Annotated in this window: 16 protein-coding genes; 6 read left to right on the top strand and 10 right to left on the bottom strand. The window is 63.0% G+C overall.

Features of this window, described 5'->3' with window-relative positions:
- The first annotated feature begins 92 nt into the window (after positions 1–92).
- Positions 93–1,163 carry a selenide, water dikinase SelD gene (gene selD, locus AABB87_RS08090; protein ID WP_341970764.1) on the top strand — a complete coding sequence of 357 codons (1,071 nt, stop codon included), beginning with the start codon at positions 93–95 and terminating at the stop codon, positions 1,161–1,163.
- A gap of 126 nt (positions 1,164–1,289) precedes the next feature.
- On the opposite strand, the gene AABB87_RS08085 is transcribed toward selD, so the two are convergent.
- From AABB87_RS08085 to AABB87_RS08075, 3 genes are all read right to left on the bottom strand, one after another.
- Positions 1,290–1,790 carry an OmpA family protein gene (locus tag AABB87_RS08085; RefSeq protein ID WP_341970763.1) on the bottom strand — a complete coding sequence of 167 codons (501 nt, stop codon included), beginning with the start codon at positions 1,788–1,790 and terminating at the stop codon, positions 1,290–1,292.
- 87 nt (positions 1,791–1,877) lie between these two features.
- Entirely contained in the window at positions 1,878–4,043 is a 2,166-nt protein-coding gene (locus AABB87_RS08080; RefSeq protein ID WP_341970762.1) for an NHL repeat-containing protein, read from the bottom strand.
- A 172-nt stretch (positions 4,044–4,215) separates the two neighbouring features.
- Positions 4,216–4,470 carry a TIGR04438 family Trp-rich protein gene (locus AABB87_RS08075; protein ID WP_341970761.1) on the bottom strand — a complete coding sequence of 85 codons (255 nt, stop codon included), beginning with the start codon at positions 4,468–4,470 and terminating at the stop codon, positions 4,216–4,218.
- Between the two features lie 211 nt (positions 4,471–4,681).
- Here AABB87_RS08075 and AABB87_RS08070 point away from each other — a divergent pair, with 211 nt between their 5' ends.
- Positions 4,682–5,011 carry a c-type cytochrome gene (locus AABB87_RS08070; RefSeq protein ID WP_341970760.1) on the top strand — a complete coding sequence of 110 codons (330 nt, stop codon included), beginning with the start codon at positions 4,682–4,684 and terminating at the stop codon, positions 5,009–5,011.
- Positions 5,012–5,141: 130 nt separating this feature from the next.
- Here AABB87_RS08070 and acs read toward each other — a convergent pair whose 3' ends face one another.
- Positions 5,142–7,103 carry an acetate--CoA ligase gene (gene acs, locus AABB87_RS08065; protein WP_341970759.1) on the bottom strand — a complete coding sequence of 654 codons (1,962 nt, stop codon included), beginning with the start codon at positions 7,101–7,103 and terminating at the stop codon, positions 5,142–5,144.
- 216 nt (positions 7,104–7,319) lie between these two features.
- On the opposite strand from acs, the gene AABB87_RS08060 reads away from it, so the two are divergent.
- Complete coding sequence (locus tag AABB87_RS08060; RefSeq protein ID WP_058719229.1) at positions 7,320–7,949, top strand: TIGR00645 family protein; 630 nt, start codon at positions 7,320–7,322, stop codon at positions 7,947–7,949.
- Between the two features lie 6 nt (positions 7,950–7,955).
- Here AABB87_RS08060 and nhaA read toward each other — a convergent pair whose 3' ends face one another.
- Entirely contained in the window at positions 7,956–9,128 is a 1,173-nt protein-coding gene (gene nhaA, locus AABB87_RS08055) for a Na+/H+ antiporter NhaA (RefSeq protein WP_445944847.1), read from the bottom strand.
- A 137-nt stretch (positions 9,129–9,265) separates the two neighbouring features.
- On the opposite strand from nhaA, the gene AABB87_RS08050 reads away from it, so the two are divergent.
- From AABB87_RS08050 to AABB87_RS08040, 3 genes are all read left to right on the top strand, one after another.
- Complete coding sequence (locus AABB87_RS08050) at positions 9,266–10,819, top strand: fumarate hydratase (RefSeq protein ID WP_058719227.1); 1,554 nt, start codon at positions 9,266–9,268, stop codon at positions 10,817–10,819.
- A 255-nt stretch (positions 10,820–11,074) separates the two neighbouring features.
- Positions 11,075–11,992 carry a GGDEF domain-containing protein gene (locus AABB87_RS08045; protein ID WP_341970757.1) on the top strand — a complete coding sequence of 306 codons (918 nt, stop codon included), beginning with the start codon at positions 11,075–11,077 and terminating at the stop codon, positions 11,990–11,992.
- Between the two features lie 181 nt (positions 11,993–12,173).
- A complete protein-coding gene (locus AABB87_RS08040; RefSeq protein WP_341970756.1) occupies positions 12,174–13,970 on the top strand; it encodes a methyl-accepting chemotaxis protein in 1,797 nt (598 codons plus the stop codon).
- A gap of 74 nt (positions 13,971–14,044) precedes the next feature.
- Here the strand turns inward: AABB87_RS08040 and AABB87_RS08035 are convergent, their stop codons facing one another.
- The 5 genes from AABB87_RS08035 to AABB87_RS08015 all read right to left on the bottom strand — a co-directional run bounded on the left by AABB87_RS08035 (position 14,045) and on the right by AABB87_RS08015 (position 18,100).
- Complete coding sequence (locus tag AABB87_RS08035; RefSeq protein ID WP_341970755.1) at positions 14,045–14,815, bottom strand: LytR/AlgR family response regulator transcription factor; 771 nt, start codon at positions 14,813–14,815, stop codon at positions 14,045–14,047.
- A complete protein-coding gene (locus AABB87_RS08030; protein WP_341970754.1) occupies positions 14,812–15,909 on the bottom strand; it encodes a sensor histidine kinase in 1,098 nt (365 codons plus the stop codon). The genes AABB87_RS08035 and AABB87_RS08030 overlap by 4 nt, the downstream gene beginning before the upstream one ends.
- Positions 15,910–15,967: 58 nt before the next feature.
- Complete coding sequence (locus tag AABB87_RS08025) at positions 15,968–16,378, bottom strand: hypothetical protein (RefSeq protein WP_341970753.1); 411 nt, start codon at positions 16,376–16,378, stop codon at positions 15,968–15,970.
- A 108-nt stretch (positions 16,379–16,486) separates the two neighbouring features.
- Positions 16,487–16,972: a DUF6326 family protein gene (locus AABB87_RS08020; protein ID WP_341970752.1), complete on the bottom strand. Its 486-nt coding sequence runs from the start codon at positions 16,970–16,972 to the stop codon at positions 16,487–16,489.
- A gap of 90 nt (positions 16,973–17,062) precedes the next feature.
- Positions 17,063–18,100 (bottom strand): tetratricopeptide repeat protein, encoded by a 1,038-nt coding sequence (locus AABB87_RS08015; RefSeq protein WP_341970751.1) that lies wholly within the window; start codon positions 18,098–18,100, stop codon positions 17,063–17,065.
- Between the last annotated feature and the right edge of the window lie 146 nt (positions 18,101–18,246).

The following is an 18,246-nucleotide window of genomic DNA, read 5'->3' as shown; positions in this document are numbered from 1 at the left end:
ATTTCGCTGGAAGCCCGGTATTGGAACTCATCTGGCAGGCCTTCGCTGGGCACTGCTACATTTTGGGCAATAGCTTTTTGCGCCCCTACCCCATGACTGAGTCCAATCACAAAACCGAACCCCGCCTCACCTCCTTGTCGCACGGCGGCGGCTGCGGTTGCAAGATCGCGCCGGGCGTCTTGTCCGAGATCCTGCGCGGCACCACGGCCATGCCGGTACCACCTGAGCTGCTGGTGGGCATTGAAACGGCCGATGACGCCGCCGTCTACCGCCTCAACGACGAGCAAGCGCTGATCGCCACGACCGACTTCTTCATGCCCATCGTCGACGACCCCTTCGACTTTGGCCGCATTGCTGCCACCAATGCCATCAGCGATGTCTATGCCATGGGCGGGCGGCCCATCATGGCACTGGCCCTGGTGGGCATGCCCATCAATGTGCTGTCAACCGCCACCATCGGCCGCATTCTGGAAGGCGGCGCCAGCGTCTGCCGCGCCGCGGGCATCCCGATTGCCGGCGGCCACACCATCGACTCGGTGGAACCGATTTACGGCCTGGTCGCCATGGGTCTGATTCACCCTGGCAAGGTCAAGCGCAATGCCGATGCGCGGCCGGGCGATGTGCTGGTGCTGGGCAAGCCGTTGGGCGTGGGCATCATGTCCGCGGCGCTGAAAAAGGAGGCCCTCTCTTCAGAAGGCTATGCCTTGATGATGGCCACCACGACGCAGCTCAACACCCCCGGGCCGGACCTCGCGGCCTTGGACGGCGTGCATGCGCTGACCGACGTCACCGGCTTCGGCCTGGCCGGCCATGCGCTGGAGCTGGCGCGCGGCTCGGGCCTGCAAGTGCAGATCGATTGGCCGCAAGTGCCGCTGTTGTCTGGCGTGGCCGATCTGGCCAGCCAGGGCTTTGTCACCGGTGCCTCCGGTCGCAACTGGGCCGCTTATGGCCACGAGATCGAGCTAGCGCCTGAGTTGAGCGGCATCCCGCAAGCCCTGCTGAGCGACCCGCAAACCAGCGGCGGCCTGCTGGTGTCTTGCGACCCAGCTTGCCTGCCCGAGGTGCTGGCCATCTTCGCCCGCCACGGCTTTGCCCAGGCCACGGTGCTGGGTCAGGTGCAAGAGCGTGCGGAAGGGGCCAAGCCCTTGCTGGTCAAGGCTTGATACCGGCTTAAGCAAGCAGCCAAGCCAGCTGCAAGAAAAGAAAAAGCCGCCCGAGGGTGGCTTTTTTGTTCCTGGCTGCGAGTCGACTGCATGCACGGCCAACTCGACAGCGAGAAAGCTCAACACTCAGTCGATCAAACGGATTTCCACACGGCGGGCTTGCTCGGCCGGGCCGTCAGCCAAAGTCGACTCAGGCTTGCGCAACAGCACGCGAGCAGATTCCACGCCGGCATCCTTCAAGGCATTGCGGGCTGCCACAGCGCGGGCCTTGGCCAGTGCCACGTTCTTGGCTGGGTCACCGCTGGCGTCATGGAAGCCGGCGATCACGATCTTGCGGCCAGGCGCAGCCAGCAGCACTTCGATGGCCTTGGCCAGATCGGCAGCGGCCTCGGCCGGCACGCTGTACTCGGCGGTGGCGAAGAACACGGTGCCGACCAAATCGCCGTTCAACGGGATGTCGATCAGCTCAACTTCTTCGACTTGCGCCACAGCGGCGGGCGCGGCCGAGCCACGATGCATTTGATTGAACACGATGCGACCCAGCAGCACCAGCAGCACTGCAGCCACCACCAGGCCGACGATCCACAGAGCGGCGCGTTGACTGTCGTCTTGTTGTTCAGATGCCATGAAAACTCCCATAAAAAGTGAATGAAAACCGGTGAAAAACTCGAATTCAAATCTGATTCTAGAGGCCCGGCCAAGTTAGGCCGTGGCCTAGAACAAGGTCAGAGCCACATCCCGGCCCCGCAACGCTTTATTGCCTGAAAAATCCTGAGCGTAGATGCGCAAGATGTAGTCCCCCGGAGGCAAGTCGCGGGTCAACCAGCGCCCTGTTGAGACCTGACCCCCGATGGCCGTGTTCGTCGCCACATAACGGAAGCGGGTCACGGCTGCGCCATGCACGGTGATGCCGCTGCTGGGTGCATAAATCAGCTTCACTGCCTCGTCGTCCACCGGCATGCGGTCGAAGTTCTGCGTCATGCGGGGCTGCTCAAAACCGGGCGCAGGCAGGCCATCGGGCAACAGGACTTGATAGCCCAGGCTGTGCAGGCCTAAGCGGCGGCGCGGCTCGTTGTCGTCCACCTGATCCCAGGCTTCCACCACGATCTGCAGCCCCGCCTCGTCTCGCTGAACTTGCAAACGAGCGGGTAGTTTGGCCTGGGCCTGGGCCTGGGCCTGGGCCTGGGCCTGGGCCTGGGCCTGGGCCTGTGCTTGCGCTTTGTTGCTACCCTTGCCAGGCTTAGCGGGCTTGGCGGGTTTTGGCTCAGGCGCGCCCAGCTTGCGACCCGAGGCGTCGTAAAGCGCCACCGCCTCGATCACAGGTGCCACCGTGTCCCGCATACCCGCAAAGCCCAGCTGAAGGGGATTGAGCTGGTAGCCACCGACACCCAAAGCCAGATGCACATGGGCCATGCTGTTGATGCTGCCGAGCTTGTCGCCCGCCGCGAAACGGGTGCCGCGCCGCACCCGCATGCGCTCAGGCTTGCCCGCCTCGTTGACTTGCAGCAGGAAGCGCGTTGGATCGAAGACCCGGCCCTTGGCGTCACGCCCCACCTTCATATGGATATAGCTCAAGCGGTCCAGGGCCAAGCCCTCACCCTGGGCGCCAAAGGCCCAGGTCGCCAGCGGGCTGGCCACTTTGGCGTCGGCAATTGCCAGCACCTCACTGCCCACATCGCCGCGCACATCCAGGCCTTCGTGCAGATGGTCGCGGCTCTCGCCGCGGTAATTGCCGCGCACCTCGCCGGGCGTGCCTACCACCTCATGCCAGCCCAGCTGCGGCCGCACGGGCCAACGCTGCGCGGTGGCCGGCAAGGCCAGATCACTGGCCGGGCCGATGCCAGCAACGGCACCCGCACCGGCCGCCAACGTCGAGTTCGGCAATTCCGCCGAGGGCATTTGCGGCAAGAGGCGGTGCACCCGGTAGCTGGCAGCGTCTGCCAAATAGACCGGCCCGGCCGGGTCCAGCGCCAAGCCGGTGATGCGGCTAAAGCGAACGCTGGGGCCACGGCTCAATACATGTACCTCACCGGCCGGCGACACCTGCAGCAAGGCGCCGTTTCTTTGCACGCCCACATACAAAAAGCCGTCATGCGCCACCGCAATACTCATCGGCCGCCACAAGGGTTTGTCTTGATCGGCAGGCAAGTCAGGGTCGGTGCGCAGCAAGGTACTGACCTGGCCCTCGGGCGTGATGCGGCGCAGGGCGTTATTACGCGCATCGCTCACCCACAACTGGCCCTGCGCATCCAGCGCCAAGGCGGTGGGCATATCGAAGCGGGCTTGCTCGCCCTGCCCGTCCTGATAACCAGGCATGCCACCGGCCAGGGTGCTGACCTGGCCCTGCGGTGAGATGACGCGAATGCGGTCGTTATAGCTGTCCGCCACGTAGACGCGGCCTTGGCCGTCCACCGCCACACCTAGTGGGCCATTGAAGCGGGCCTGATTGGCCGGGCCGTCGCGCCAGCCGGCTTGGCCATCACCGGCCAGAGTGCTGACCACACCTTCGGGCGTGATTTTGCGAATCAGGTGATTGCCGGTATCCGCGACGAAGAGATTGCCCTGGCGGTCCAGCGCCAAGCCGCTGGGGGTGTGGAACGCCGCTTGCGCGGCCGGGCCGTCCCGCCAGCCCTCCACCCCGCTGCCGGCCCAGTTGCTGACCTCACCACTGGGCAAGACGCGGCGGATGCTGTTGTTGTCGCCACCATCGGCGACAAACAACACGCCCGTTGCGCTCAGAGCCAGACCGTAGGGGTCAGAAAAGCGCGCAGAGCTGGCTGACCCCGCGCTCCGGTCAAGCTTGCCGCTGTGGCCGTCACCGGCCAGCAGGCCCATGGACGCAACCCCACCGAAGGGCGTGGGCACGACCAGGGGCAGCACCTTTTTGAATATCGGCTTGGCGGCCTGTTCAGGATTGTGGCCAAGCCAGATTCGCCACGCCAGCCCGACGGCCAGCAGCAGCGTGAGGATCAGTGCGAGGGGAATAAGCCAGGGTGAACGTGAGCGTGAGCGACTGCGGGAACTCGAAGCAAACGGGGCCAAAGCCATGTCCTCACTTGCCCTTTTTTCTGGCCTTGGGATCGATCTGGCCCAGCGCGTCCATCGAACGGGCGCGGCGTTGCGCCTTTTTTTCGTCCATTTGGCGCATGGCATTGCGCTGGGTCAAACCGCTGGCGTCGGCAAAGGTCCACCATGCCGCGGCCAAAGCGAAGGGGATGCACAAGGCCCACCAGCTCCAGTCGGCCACCGGCGACACATCAAAAATCTTCAGCGCCAACAAGACCACACCGATCAATACAAACCACATGATTTCCGCTCTCCAAGCCGCTTGACCGCGCCAGGTCAAAACAAGTTCCGCTGCCGCCCCTCATGGGCGCACACCGCGCAGTCCAAACACAATGCAACTCGCCGGCCACACTACACTGAGGCCGGCATCGCCGTGTTGAACTAATTGGCACAAGACTGTAGTCCACATCTCCTCGAACCCGTTTTTTGCTGTGCCTTTTGAAAGGAAAAAAATGAAACTGTCCACGTTCTCCCGCACCCTGTCGCTGGCCTGTGCCGGTCTGAGCATTGGCCTGGTGGCCGGCCCGGCCTTGGCCAATGCCGAACTGGCGCAAAAGAAGAACTGCATGGCCTGCCATGCAGTCGACAAGAAGCTGGTCGGCCCGGCCTACAAGGATGTAGCGGCCAAGTACGCCAAGGACAAGAATGCTGTGGCGACCTTGTCGGCCAAAATCATCAAGGGCGGTTCCGGCGTCTGGGGTCCCGTGCCCATGCCTGCCAATGCCCAGGTCAATGAGGCCGAAGCCAAGCAATTGGCCACCTGGGTGCTGTCGCTCAAGTAAAGCTCATGCGAGCGGCGCCGCTTGGGCGCCGATTCAGCAGCCAGACAAGTAAAAGGCCCGCCGGAGTGATCCGGCGGGCCTTTTTTCTGGCCTAGCAAGAGCGATTGGTTCGCCCTGCCTATTCAGTCAATCAGTAAGCCTGGCCGAGTTGATCGAGGATGGCCGGATTCTCCAAAGTGCTGGTGTCCTGGGTGACGGACTCGCCCTTGGCGACCGAGCGCAGCAGGCGGCGCATGATCTTGCCGCTGCGGGTCTTGGGCAAGTTGTCGCCAAAGCGGATGTCCTTGGGCTTGGCGATGGGGCCAATCTCCTTGGCCACCCAGTCGCGCAATTGCTTGGCGATGGCTTTGGCTTCTTCGCCTTCAGGACGAGCGCGCTTGAGCACCACGAAGGCGCAGATGGCCTCGCCGGTGGTGTCGTCCGGGCGGCCGACCACGGCGGCTTCGGCCACCAAGTCGGTGCAGCTCACCAAGGCCGATTCGATTTCCATCGTGCCCATGCGGTGGCCGGACACGTTCAGCACATCGTCGATGCGGCCGGTGATGGTGAAGTAGCCCGTCTCGGCGTCGCGGATGGCGCCGTCGCCGGCCAGGTAGTAGCCTTTCAGCTCTGCCGGGTAGTAGCTGCTCTTGAAACGCTCGGGGTCGTTCCAGATGGTGCGGATCATCGACGGCCAGGGCTTCTTCACCACCAGAATGCCGCCGGTGCCGTTGGGCACATCATTGCCCATTTCATCCACGATGGCGGTGGTGATGCCCGGGAAGGGCAAGGTGCAGCTGCCCGGCACCAGCGGGGTAGCACCCGGCAGCGGCGTGATCATGTGGCCGCCGGTTTCGGTCTGCCAGAAGGTGTCGACGATGGGGCAACGGCCGCCGCCGACATGCTTGTGATACCACTCCCAGGCAGCGGGGTTGATGGGCTCGCCCACCGAACCCAGCAAGCGCAGGCTGCTGAGGTCATAACGATCAGGGTGAACGGCGGCATTGCCTTCGGCGGCCTTGATCAGCGAGCGGATGGCGGTCGGCGCGGTGTAGAAGACGGTGACCTTGTGCTTCTCGATCATCTGCCAGAAGCGGCCGGCATCGGGGTAAGTGGGCACGCCTTCGAAGACGATCTCGGTGCCGCCCAGGGCCAGGGGGCCGTAGGTGATGTAGCTGTGGCCGGTGACCCAGCCGATGTCAGCGGTGCACCAGAACACATCGGAATCCTTCAGGTCGAAGGTCCATTTGGTGGTCAGCGCAGCGAACAGCAAGTAGCCGCCGGTGGAATGCTGCACGCCCTTGGGCTTGCCGGTGGAGCCGGAGGTGTAGAGCAGGAACAGCGGATGCTCTGCCTCCACCCACTCGGGCTCGCACACCGAGGCCTGGCCTTGCAGCACATCGTGCAGCCAGAGGTCGCGGCCTTCCACCCAATTGATCTTGCCGCCGGTGCGCTTGTAAACAATCACGTCGCGCAGGGTCGGGCAGACGCCGCCTTCGAGGGCTTCGTCCACAATGGCCTTCAAAGGCAAAGCCTTGCCGCCACGGGCTTGCTCATCGGCGGTGATCACCATCACGGCGCCGGCGTCCTGGATGCGGTCACGCAAGCTCTGGGCCGAGAAGCCACCGAACACCACCGAGTGGGTGGCGCCGATGCGGGCGCAAGCCTGCATGGCGGCCACGCCTTCGATGGACATGGACATATAGATGACCACGCGGTCACCCTTTTTGACGCCTCGCGCCTTCAGCGCATTGGCCAACTGGGCCACGCGTCCGAGCAGTTCGCTGTAAGTGACCTTGGTCACGGCGCCATCGTCGGCTTCAAAAATCAGCGCGGTCTTGTCGCCCTTGCCGGCCTCGATATGACGGTCCAGGCAGTTGTAGGACACATTGAGCTTGCCGTCTTCAAACCACTTGAAGAAGGGGGCTTCGCTGCTGTTGAGCGTCTTGGTGAAAGGGGTTTGCCAGCTGACGAACTCACGCGCCAGACGGGCCCAATAGCCTTCGTAGTCCTTCTCGGCCTCGTCAACCAGGGCTTGGTAGCCCGCCATGCCCTTGACGTGGGCGTTCGCCTGCCATTCGGCGCTGGGCAGATATTGGGCGTTCTGAGTCATGAGCTTGTCTCCTCTGAGGGGTTAATCTGCGATCCGTGCTCGCGCTGAATGTCATTCAATTCGCAAGGCATTGACGCGACTGTGCATCGCATCTCTGACGAAGCGCTTACTCAAATCGACACAATGCTGACCCAGCGAACTTCTCCGTCAATGGCCGCGCACGGCAGTTGACGGACAAGTTCTTAGAATCGCTCACCCCAAAGACTCGAGGAATCCATGTCCACGCCCCCCACCCACCTGCGCCCACTCCCTAATTTGATCTTCGCCAGCCGCTGGTTGCAGCTGCCGCTCTATCTGGGCCTGATCTTGGCGCAAGCCGTGTATGTGTTCCAGTTCTGGACCGAGTTGGTGCATCTGATTGAGTCCGCTTTTGGCAACCAAGAGGCCTTGGCCACGCTGGTGAAAAGCATTGGCTACAAGGCCACGGCGATCAAGGATATGTCCGGCGCGGTGATTGGCTACGAGCCCATCGCCAAGCTCAACGAGACGATTTTGATGCTGGTCGTGCTGGGCCTGATCGACGTGGTGATGATCTCCAACCTGCTGATCATGGTGATCGTGGGTGGCTACGAGACCTTTGTGTCGCGCATGAATCTGGACGGCCACCCGGATCAGCCGGAATGGCTCAGCCATGTCAATGCCTCGGTGCTCAAGGTCAAGCTGGCCACCGCCATCATCGGCATTTCCTCTATCCACCTGCTCAAGACCTTCATCAACGCCGACAACTACAGCGAGAAGACGCTGATGTGGCAGACCTTGATCCACGTCGCCTTCCTGGCCTCGGCGTTGGCGATTGCCTACACCGACAAGCTGCTCAGCAGCGGCCACCCGCCGGCCGAGCACTGAGCTGGTTCAGGAGGCTTGATTGGCGGCCTTGTGCAAGATCCAGGCGCCAATCACACCGGCGAGCAGCGAGCCACCCAGGACACCGAGCTTGACCTGAGTTTCAAACTCCGGCCCCAGGCCCTCAAAAGCCAGGCCGCCGATGAACAAGCTCATGGTGAAGCCGATGCCGCAGAGCACGCAGACGCCAAAGAACTGCGTCCAGCTGGCACCCGAGGGGCGGCTCGCCGCCCCGAACTTGATCAGCAGCCAGGAGCTGCCAAACACCCCCACCGCCTTGCCGACCAGCAAGCCCATGGCAATGCCCATGGGCAGCGGCTGCAAAAGTGCCGCCGGGCTCATGCCGGCAAACGACACGCCGGCATTCGCAAACGCAAACATCGGCAGGATCATGTAGGACACCCAGGGGTGCAGGCCATGCTCCAGCGTTTCAAGCGGCGAACCGCCGTGCTTGTCATGCATGGGGATGAACATCGCCGTGGCCACCCCGGCCAGCGTGGCATGCACGCCCGACTTCAACACGCACAGCCACAACAGCAGGCCGACGGCCAGATAGACATCGCTGCGCGTCACGCCGGAAAAATTCAGCGCCCACAGCAAGAACAAGCAGCCGCCCGCCGCCGCCATCATCGGCAGTGAGAGCTGCTGGGTGTAGAAGAGCGCGATCACGACGATGGCGCCAAGGTCGTCGATGATGGCCACCGCGGTCAGAAAGATCTTCAGCGAACTCGGCACCCGCGAGCCCAAGAGCATCAAGATGCCGATGGCGAAAGCAATATCCGTGGCCGCCGGAATCGCCCAGCCGCGCAAGGCCTGCGCATCGCTCCAGTTAAAGCCCACATAGATCAGAGCCGGCACCACCATGCCGCCCAGGGCAGCCACCGCCGGCAGAATTGCCTGCTTCAGGCTGGCCAGCTCGCCGGCCACGAACTCGCGCTTGATCTCCAGGCCCACCAGCAAGAAGAACACCGCCATCCACAAGTCATTGACCCAGACGATCAGCGGCTTTTTCAACACCAGGGCATCGGCGCCGACACGCACTTCGCCGCTGATCTGGGTGAAGCCTTGGTAGAGATGGCTCAGGGGGCTGTTGCTGATGATCAAGGCCAAAATTGCCGCCAAAGCCAGCACGATGCCGCTGCTGGATTCGCTGGCAAAAAACTTTCGTAGTGACTGTGTCATCAGCATAGGTCTCTCCAGGCGCACCGACCAAGGGCGCGGTATTCAGTAAACTGGCGGGCAGTGTCTCAGAGTTTTTTGTCAGCGCGACCCAGGCTTTGGCTCGCGCGGACACGGTCTCCCCTAAGCCCAGCGCACCTATGACTACCTCAAGCTCCACCCCCATCCGCTACGCCGACCTGGTTGAAAGCGTGGCCGCCGCCCTGCAGTACATCAGCTACTACCACCCGGCCGACTACATCGCCCATTTGGCGCGCGCCTACGAGCGCGAGCAAAGCCCGGCCGCCAAGGACGCGATCGCGCAAATCCTCACCAACTCGAAGATGTGCGCCGAAGGCCGCCGCCCGATCTGCCAGGACACCGGCATCGTCAATGTCTTCCTCAAGGTCGGCATGAATGTGCGCTGGGAAGGCTTCCCCGGCTCGCTGGAAGACGCCGTCAACGAAGGCGTGCGCCAGGCTTACAACAACGCCGACAACAAGCTGCGCGCCTCGGTGCTGAACGACCCGATCTTTGAGCGCAAGAACACCAAGGACAACACCCCCGCCGTCATCAGCGTCAGCATCGTGCCCGGCAACACGGTGGACGTGATGGTGGCCGCCAAGGGTGGCGGCAGCGAGAACAAGAGCAAGTTCATCATGATGAACCCGGGCGACAACCTGGTGGACTGGGTGCTCAAAACCGTGCCTCTGATGGGCGCCGGCTGGTGCCCGCCGGGCATGCTGGGCATTGGCGTCGGCGGCACCGCCGAGAAGGCCATGCTGCTGGCCAAAGAGTCGCTGATGGAAGACATCGACATGTTCGATCTGCTGGCCCGCGGCCCGCAGAACAAGCTCGAAGAGCTGCGCATCGAGCTGTACGAGAAGGTCAACGCCTTGGGCATTGGCGCCCAAGGCCTGGGCGGCCTGACCACGGTGCTGGACATCAAGATCAAGACCTACCCCACCCACGCGGCCAGCAAGCCCGTGGCCATGATCCCCAACTGCGCCGCCACCCGCCACGGCCACTTCGTGCTGGACGGCTCCGGCCCCGCCTTCATGACCCCGCCCAGCCTGGACCTGTGGCCCGATGTGCAGTGGGCGCCCGACTACAACAAGAGCCGCCGCGTTGACTTGAACAAGCTCGACAAGGCCGAAGTTGCCAGCTGGAAAGCCGGCGACACCCTGCTGCTGAACGGCAAGATGCTGACCGGCCGCGACGCCGCCCACAAGCGCATTGCCGACATGCTGGCCAAGGGCGAGCCGCTGCCGGTGGACTTTGCCAACCGGGTGATTTACTACGTCGGCCCGGTTGACCCGGTGCGTGAAGAAGTGGTTGGCCCCGCCGGCCCCACCACCGCCACCCGCATGGACGGCTTCACCCGCATGATGCTGGAGAAGACCGGCCTGATCGCCATGGTCGGCAAGGCCGAGCGCGGCCCCGTCGCCATCGAAGCGATCAAGGACAACGGCAGTGCTTATCTGATGGCCGTGGGCGGCGCCGCCTACCTGGTGAGCAAGGCCATCAAGGCCGCGCCGGTGGTGGGCTTTGCCGACCTGGGCATGGAAGCGATTTACGAGTTCGACGTGGTGGACATGCCGGTCACCGTGGCGGTGGACGCCAGCGGCACCAATGCCCACAGCACTGGCCCGGCCGAGTGGAAAGAGCGCATTGCCAGCGGCAAGAGCGTCAACATCCCCATCGCCAGCGCTTAAGCGCATTCAGCGCATTGAGCGCATTCAGCCGGCTCTGAATTGAGCCGCTGCCAAGGGCAGGAGGCATCGCGATCCGCGAGGCCTCCTGCCTTTTTTTTATTCGCCCTAGCCGGCCGATTTATTTGAACTTGTGTGTTTGAACGTGCGAACTTGGGCGTTTGAACTCGATCGTCTTGGCGCAAATTGCCCCGTAACTCACTCAAGCGGCGCAGAATCTTCCCTGCACCCTTTCGTGCCACACACGCCCCTTCCAGCATGGAACTCCCCTCAAGCGATGACTTGGCCCGCCACCTGATGGCGCTGCATGAGGACAGCCCGGCGCCTACGGCGCTGTTCGATCAGGACGATGTGCTGCGCTATGCCAACCCGGCCTTTTGCCAAGCCTTTGACACCCGGCCGGACGGCCGCACCCGCTGGATCGACCTGATGCGCGCCAATCTGGCCAAAGGCCGCGGCAATGTGGTGTCTTCACTTGATCAGGAAACCTGGTTGGCGGCGGCCGCGTCGCGGCGGGGCAAGCAAGCGTTTCGAGCTTTCGAGGCCGATTTGCACGATGGGCGCTGGATTTGGATGAGCGAGACCACCCACGCCAATGGCTGGATGCTATGCAGCGCCTGCGACATCAGCGCGCTGAAGGTTGATGACCGGGCCTTGCGGCAAGAGCGCGACAAGGCCTTGCGCGCCGCGCAGAGCGACCCCTTGACCGGCATCAGCAATCGTCGCCATGTGCTGCAGCAGTTGGAGCAGCATGTGACCGCACTGAACGACAACGCGACGCCCCTGGCCCTGGCCGTTCTGGACCTTGATCACTTCAAATCCATCAATGACAGTCTTGGCCATGACGCCGGCGATGCGGTGATTCGCGACTTCTCCCGCCTGCTGCAGCAAAGCAGCCGGCGCGGTGACGGCTGCGGCCGCATCGGCGGCGAAGAGTTCATGCTGGTGATGGGCGATGTCGATGAAACCCAGGCCCTGGCCATTCTTGATCGCCTGCATGCCGCGGTGAGCCAGTCACGGCCATTGACCGCGCAGCCAGAGCAGGGCTACACCTACTCGGTCGGGCTGGCCCTGGCACGCCCCGGCGAGTCAATCACACAGCTGTGCAAACGCGCTGATCTGGCGCTCTACCAGGCCAAGGCCGAGGGCCGCGATCGCTGCTGCCTGAGCCCTTGAAGCAGCGCCTGCGACGAAGCAGGCACAGAAGAGAAACAGGACCAAAGCACCAGGCCGTTGCTTGAGAACGCCGACGCAGCCAAGCCGGGGAAACACCCAGAGCGCAAACGCCGGCTTGATCTATGCGATCAGGCAGGCCCGCCCTATCATGGCCCGACCGCCTCGTCTGCCGGAGCCAGCCATGCTGAAGACCATCAAGTCCCGCTTGATTGCGGCCTGTATCGGTATCGTGTTTGTCGCCATCGCCCTGGCCACAGCGATCAGCTATCACACGGTGAAAGCCACTGTGCTGCAGCAGATTGAGGAAGAGCTGAGCGAGCAGGGCCGCACCCATGCGGACATGATCTCGATCTGGGTGCGCTCGCAGAAGAACATCGTCGCCTCCCTGGCGCCCGCGATGCAGGCCAGCGACCCCGCCCCAGCCTTGCAACAAGCGCTGAGCGCCGGCGTGCTGGATCTGGCCTATCTGGGCGGAGCCGACAAACGCATGGTGTCGGTGCCCGACCGCAAACGCGCCGCCGACTACGACCCCACCGGCCGCCCCTGGTACAAGCTGGCCGCCGGCTCCGACAAGCCGGTGCTGACCTCGCCCTATATCGCCGCCTCCACCAAAAAGCTGGTGGTGACTTTCGCCGCGCCGATCCGCGAGGGCGGCGAACTCAAAGGCGTGGCTGGCTCGGATGTGCCCTTGGATGAAGTGGTGGCCGATCTGGCCAAGGTCAAACCCACACCCAGCGGCTTTGCCTTCTTGATCGACAAAAGCGGCAAGGTCGTCGCCCACCCCAAGGCCGAGCTGGCTCTGAAACCCGCCAACGAGGTGGCGCCCGGCATCGAGGCTTTGATGGCGGGCAAGGCCCAGGCCGACGCCCTGCCCGTCCTGCGCATTGGCGAGCAGGACTTCTTTTTGAAGTTCTCACCGGTCAGCGACACCGACTGGACCTTGGTCACCGCGGCCGAACACACGGAAGCCTTGAAGGCGCTCTCACATTTGCTGCGCAATGCCAGCATCGGCCTGATTCTGGTGGTGGCAGCGGCGGCGGTTTTGGCCACCCTGATGGTCAGAGCGCTGCTATCTCGCTTGGTCAGTGTGCGCAATGCCATGGATCAGATTGGTTCGGGCTCCGGTGATTTAACCCAGCGCCTGGGCACCGAAGGCGAAGATGAGCTGACCGAGATCTCCCGCGCCTTCAACCAGTTTGTCGGCCAGATCGAGGATGTGATGCGCGATGTGCGTCACACCGCCGAATCCATCGCCGTGGCTTCACGGGAAATTGCCGTCGGCGCCCAGGATCTGAGCGCGCGCACCGAGCAGACCGCCAGCAATCTGGAGCAAACGGCCTCGGCCATGGAAAGCCTGACCGAGACGGTGCACCGCAGCACCGACAGCGCCAACGCTGCCAGCGGGCACGCCAGCTCCTCGGCAGACATTGCCAATCGTGGCGGCGTCGCAGTGGGCCGGGTGGTGACCACCATGAACGACATCAGCAATAGCTCCAAGCGCATTGCCGACATCATCGGCACCATCGACGGCATTGCCTTCCAAACAAACATTCTGGCCTTGAATGCCGCCGTTGAAGCGGCCCGGGCCGGGGAGCAAGGGCGAGGATTTGCCGTGGTGGCGTCTGAAGTGCGCTCGCTGGCTCAGCGCAGCGCGGAGGCGGCCAAAGAAATCAAAGGCTTGATCGGCACCAGTGTGGAACGGGTGGAGGACGGCGCCCGGCAGGTCGCGCAAGCGGGCAGCACCATGGACGAGATCGTCGGCAGCGTTGCCAGCGTCACCACCATCATTGCCGACATCAGTGCCGCGGCAGCCGAGCAGAGCCGGGGCATCGATGAAATCAATCTGGCCGTGTCACAGCTGGACCAGATGACGCAGCAAAACGCCGCGCTGGTGGAGCAATCGGCCGCGGCCGCGGAGAGCCTGAAGGATCAAGCCGCCCATCTCAGCGATGTGGTGAGCAGCTTCAAGATCAGCTGAACGCGGCGACCTGCGCCATACGCCCAGGTGAATGGAAAGGCTTTGCCGCTCTCCTGGCAAGGCCTGTCTGACGCCTACATCTCTTTGAACAGAGACAAATAGCTGCGACTCACCGGCAGGCGCTCGCTGCGGCCCTTGAGCTCGATGTCGGCAGTCTCGTTCTCGCCCCGGGTGACGCGGCGTATTGAGCGCAGATTGACCACCACCGATCGGTGCACCTGGGTGAAATGGTGTGGATCCAGTTGGCCGAGCAAATCCTTCAGCGGCATGCGGATCAAGGCCTCGGCCACCTGCCCCTCGTCACGGTAGGCGACCAAGGTGTATTTGCTATCGCTCTTCAAGTAGTCGATGTCATCGACCGGAATCATGCGCAGTGAGGCGCCGACGCTGGCGCGCACCCAGCGCAGCGCCTCGGGTTTGTCGAGCTTGAGCCGCTCGGCCAGTTGCGTCAGCAAGGCTTCCGAATGCACGGCGGGCTGGGCCTGCTGCAGGCGGGCCTTCAGGCGCTCCACCGTTTCGCTCAAGCGCGCCGCGGTGACCGGCTTGACCAAGTAGTCCAGCACGCCATGCTCAAAAGCCTCCAAGGCATATTGGTCAAAGGCGGTGACGAAGACCAGGTGCGCGCGTTTGCCAATGTGGCGGGCCACTTCCACGCCACTCAGGCCCGGCATGTGCACATCCAAAAAACAGATCGTCGGCTGATGCTGTTCGAACATCTCGATCGCCTGGCGGCCATTGCGGGCCTGCGCGACGATTTGCAGCTCCGGCCAGGCAGCGGCCAGGCGCGCCTCGAGGATCTCGCGCAGCAGCGGTTCGTCGTCGGCAATCAGGGCAGTCAAGTTCATGGCTTGGGCTCGCTAAATTCAATCGTCACTTGCACACCATGAGGCGCCACCTCGCACAGTTCCAAACTGGCCGTGCCTCCGTAGGCCCAGTGCAGGCGTTCACGCAGCGCCGCCAGGCCGGTGCCCAGACCACCGCCGGTGGCCTGCAGGCCCACGCCGGTGTCCACCACGCGCAGGCGGCAGCGGCCAGCTTCCAGCAGCTCCGCATATACATCGATACGGCCGCCCTCTTCGCTCGGGTCAATGCCGTGCTGCACGGCATTCTCCACCAGGGTCAACAAGCTCATCGGCGGGCAGCGCAGCAGATGCACACCGGCGCCGATATGCAGCGCAAAAGCCAGCCGGTCCGGCATGCGCATCTGCATCAGCTCCAGATAGGCCCGCACCAGTTCCAGTTCCTGACCCAGCGTATTGGCCGAGCCGTCCAGGCGCGGTACGGCGGCGCGCAAATAGTCCGTTAGGCTTTGCAGCAGCTGCGGCGCGCGCGGCGAACCAGCCTCGACCAAAGCCTGCACATTGGCCAGGGTGTTGAACAAAAAATGCGGCTGGGCCTGGGCCGTCAACAAGCGCATGCGGGCGTCGAGCGCCTGACGGGCCAATTCGCTGCGTTCCAGCTCAAAATCGACGGCTTGCTTTTCCACTTTGGCCTCACGTTGGCGCAGCAAGGCGGTCAGGGCCACCCAGGGTGCCAGCAACATGCCGGAGAACGCCAGCGTCATGAAACCGTTCAGCCGCTTCTCGTCCGCCCAAAACACCGGAGCCCCCGCAGGCGTGCCCCATGTGTAAAAAAAGAAAACGGTGACGGGTACCACCGCGCCGACGGCGACCACCTGCAGCACCCAGCGCGCCAGCCATTTCGGCAGCCGCCTTGGCCACTGCTCAAACACGCCGAAGGCCAGCAGCACCATCAAGCCAACACCGAACACCCGCATCGCCAGAAGGTGATAGCTCTTGACGTTCCAGTTGATGCTGAACAGCAAAGTCAGCAAGAAGCAGGTGATGGCGACGGTGCGCACGCGGCGCCAGCCGAACAGCGACCGCCAATGGAAGGCCGGTGATAGCGGCGCTGCTTCGATGGGAGTGGTGGGTGACATCACGGCAGAATACTCGAGTGATTGGCTGGAAGGCTTGAGCGTCAAAAGCGCGCGGCCATCAACGCCAGCGCTGCGCCGGCTTGCGAAAGTAGTGGTGCACGATATAGCGCCAGGGCAGCACCAGCGGTGTCAGCACCAGGCCCATCAAGCAGGCGAAAGCAGACTCCTGCACATTCGGCGTCATCGCCCCATCCAGCCACAGCGGGTAAGCAATGAGCAGCAGCCAAATGCTCTTCCAGAGCAGCTCGAAAATCAGCAGCGGCAACATCTGCAAGGGGTAGCGCAGGCCCCAGACACAGAGGATGGCCAAGCCGATCAACATCGCGCCCAACTCACCCCTGCGTTGCGCCCACAGGTCACTGTGCTGCAAGAGGCTCGGCCCCCAGCTGATGGCCAGGCCCACCGTGATCAGCAAGTAGAAGGCGCGCAACAGATTCAGGCGCCAGAGGGGAAGGTCTTGGTCGGTCATGTTCAGTACTCCTTCAGCCGAGTTTGGCCAGGCTGAGGCATTCGTCGTGTTAACTGGCCCAAAGCGCTCGCCGGCAGCTTGCCCTTACGGGTCCTGTCTATTGAAGAGTTAGGTAGCGCCATGCGATGCAGGCGATACAGCGGCCTGCCTGGGCCAGCGCCATGCCAGCCACACAGCAGCAAAGGTGAGCATGACCTCAAGCAAAGCGTAGTACTTGTAGTACAGCCAGACACCCGGGCTTAGCAGGAACACAAGCATGATGAGCGTGAACAGCGCACCGAACAGCAGGTTGACGACACGGTTGACGCCCGCCGGCAAAAACGCCGACAGGAAGACCATGAGTGCTGGGATGGAGACCACGATGGACGCCCCCAAGAGCACGCCTTGACTCGATTCGCCCAGAGGGCCCATTCGGCCGGCGAGCATGGCTTGAAGCTTGCCCGCTTGATAGAGCTCGAAGTAGTCGCAATAGAGGTAGCACAACGTGACTGAGGCCCAGACGGCGGCCAGTTTCACTTTGATGTCGACGGCTGAATCACATAACTGCTTGTCATTGGCTTGAGTGATCAATTTGACCTCCACCTTGGGTTTCATAGCGGGTGCGCTGCAACTGCTGGCTCCGTCGCCTGAGCTTCAATTGAATGCTTTGGCAGCAGATTTGGAGGCAAAGCCTCATTGAGCCTTTCATTCGCCGAGCTTGGCCAGGCTCTTGCGAGCGTCGTCGACATTGGCTGGGTTTGCCCGTTTGTTGGCAATGAAGCGCTCGTAAGCCGCCTTGGCCTGCGCCTTGTCGCCCTTGGCCAGATAGGCATCGCCCAGGCGGTGATCGACGGGCAGTTCGTCAGCGCCGCCCAGCGTCCTGGCCCGCTCCAGGTAGCGAATCGCTTCGTCTGTTTGGCCCTGCGCGGCGTAGACCCGGCTCAAGCCATAGCTGCCACTGGCTTTGTTCGGCTGATCGCGGTGCAGGCCTTCATAGAGACTCTTGGCCTTGGCCAAGTCTTTGCCGTCCTTCAAATAGACCCGCGCCAATTGCACCGTGGCCTCGCGCAACTCCTCCAGCATGGCGCCATCCTTGCTCGGCTTGACGCCCAGTAACTCGCGCTCCATCTCGGCCCATTTCTTGTCTTCGGCGGCAATATGGACGCGGATGATGCGCGCCGTTTCGGGCTGGCTGTTGCGCACGGCGACCTCCAGCTCCTTGGCCTTGGACACGCTGCCGCCCATCATGCCGGGCACGGTCAGATAGAGCTTGGCCAACTGCACCCGGGCCGTGAAGCTGCTGGGATCCAAGTCCAGCGCGCGGATCCAGGTCTCTTTCAAGGTCCCCACATTGCGCATGGCCTTGGCCATGCCCATGCTGAGCATCTGCAAACCGAGGTTCTGCGCCGAAGCCAGGTGGCAAACCGCCACATTCGGGTGCTGCTCAACACAGAGCTTGGCCTGCTTGGCACCGGCCTCGAGACGCTTGCCGTCACCGGCGTCGCTGAAGCTCAAGGCCAAAGAAAAGGCCGCGCTGGCCTCGGCGTCGGCGGCGTTGGTCTTCAATCGTGTTTGGGCCTGCTGTTCCAGTTCCAGAAACTTGCCGGCATCTTGCAGCGATTCCAGCTGCGCATCCTTAAAGACGGCGGCGTGGGCACTGCCGAGGGTGGCCGCCAGGGCCAGCGTCAGCATGGCTTTTTGAATTGAAGAACTTTGGCGCGCTGGAAGAAATTGGGTAGTCATGGGCGGTTGAGACTTGAGTGATTGATGGGTCTGAAACAGCAGGCCTTAGAACTCGCCTGCGTTCCTGACTTCGTGAAGGCAGGGCCATTGTGTTGAGCGAACCGCCCGCCCAAACAGCCGCTCAGACGAGCCACGCGGCGCAGGTT

The sequence above is a fragment of the Roseateles sp. PN1 genome (assembly GCF_038419725.1).
Lineage (GTDB): Bacteria > Pseudomonadota > Gammaproteobacteria > Burkholderiales > Burkholderiaceae_C > Paucibacter_A.
The sequence above is the reverse complement of the archived record's forward strand: the minus strand, read 5'-3'. Positions and strand labels throughout refer to the sequence as shown.

Bases quoted from the DNA above. Each gene is read 5' to 3' on its own strand.
- selD (WP_341970764.1), top strand. From the start codon at position 93: ATGACTGAGTCCAATCACAAAACCGAACCCCGCCTCACCTCCTTGTCG.
- AABB87_RS08085 (WP_341970763.1), bottom strand. From the start codon at position 1,790: ATGGCATCTGAACAACAAGACGACAGTCAACGCGCCGCTCTGTGGATC.
- AABB87_RS08075 (WP_341970761.1), bottom strand. From the start codon at position 4,470: ATGTGGTTTGTATTGATCGGTGTGGTCTTGTTGGCGCTGAAGATTTTT.
- AABB87_RS08070 (WP_341970760.1), top strand. From the start codon at position 4,682: ATGAAACTGTCCACGTTCTCCCGCACCCTGTCGCTGGCCTGTGCCGGT.
- acs (WP_341970759.1), bottom strand. From the start codon at position 7,103: ATGACTCAGAACGCCCAATATCTGCCCAGCGCCGAATGGCAGGCGAAC.
- AABB87_RS08060 (WP_058719229.1), top strand. From the start codon at position 7,320: ATGTCCACGCCCCCCACCCACCTGCGCCCACTCCCTAATTTGATCTTC.
- nhaA (WP_445944847.1), bottom strand. From the start codon at position 9,128: ATGACACAGTCACTACGAAAGTTTTTTGCCAGCGAATCCAGCAGCGGC.
- AABB87_RS08050 (WP_058719227.1), top strand. From the start codon at position 9,266: ATGACTACCTCAAGCTCCACCCCCATCCGCTACGCCGACCTGGTTGAA.
- AABB87_RS08045 (WP_341970757.1), top strand. From the start codon at position 11,075: ATGGAACTCCCCTCAAGCGATGACTTGGCCCGCCACCTGATGGCGCTG.
- AABB87_RS08040 (WP_341970756.1), top strand. From the start codon at position 12,174: ATGCTGAAGACCATCAAGTCCCGCTTGATTGCGGCCTGTATCGGTATC.
- AABB87_RS08035 (WP_341970755.1), bottom strand. From the start codon at position 14,815: ATGAACTTGACTGCCCTGATTGCCGACGACGAACCGCTGCTGCGCGAG.
- AABB87_RS08030 (WP_341970754.1), bottom strand. From the start codon at position 15,909: ATGTCACCCACCACTCCCATCGAAGCAGCGCCGCTATCACCGGCCTTC.
- AABB87_RS08025 (WP_341970753.1), bottom strand. From the start codon at position 16,378: ATGACCGACCAAGACCTTCCCCTCTGGCGCCTGAATCTGTTGCGCGCC.
- AABB87_RS08020 (WP_341970752.1), bottom strand. From the start codon at position 16,972: ATGAAACCCAAGGTGGAGGTCAAATTGATCACTCAAGCCAATGACAAG.
- AABB87_RS08015 (WP_341970751.1), bottom strand. From the start codon at position 18,100: ATGACTACCCAATTTCTTCCAGCGCGCCAAAGTTCTTCAATTCAAAAA.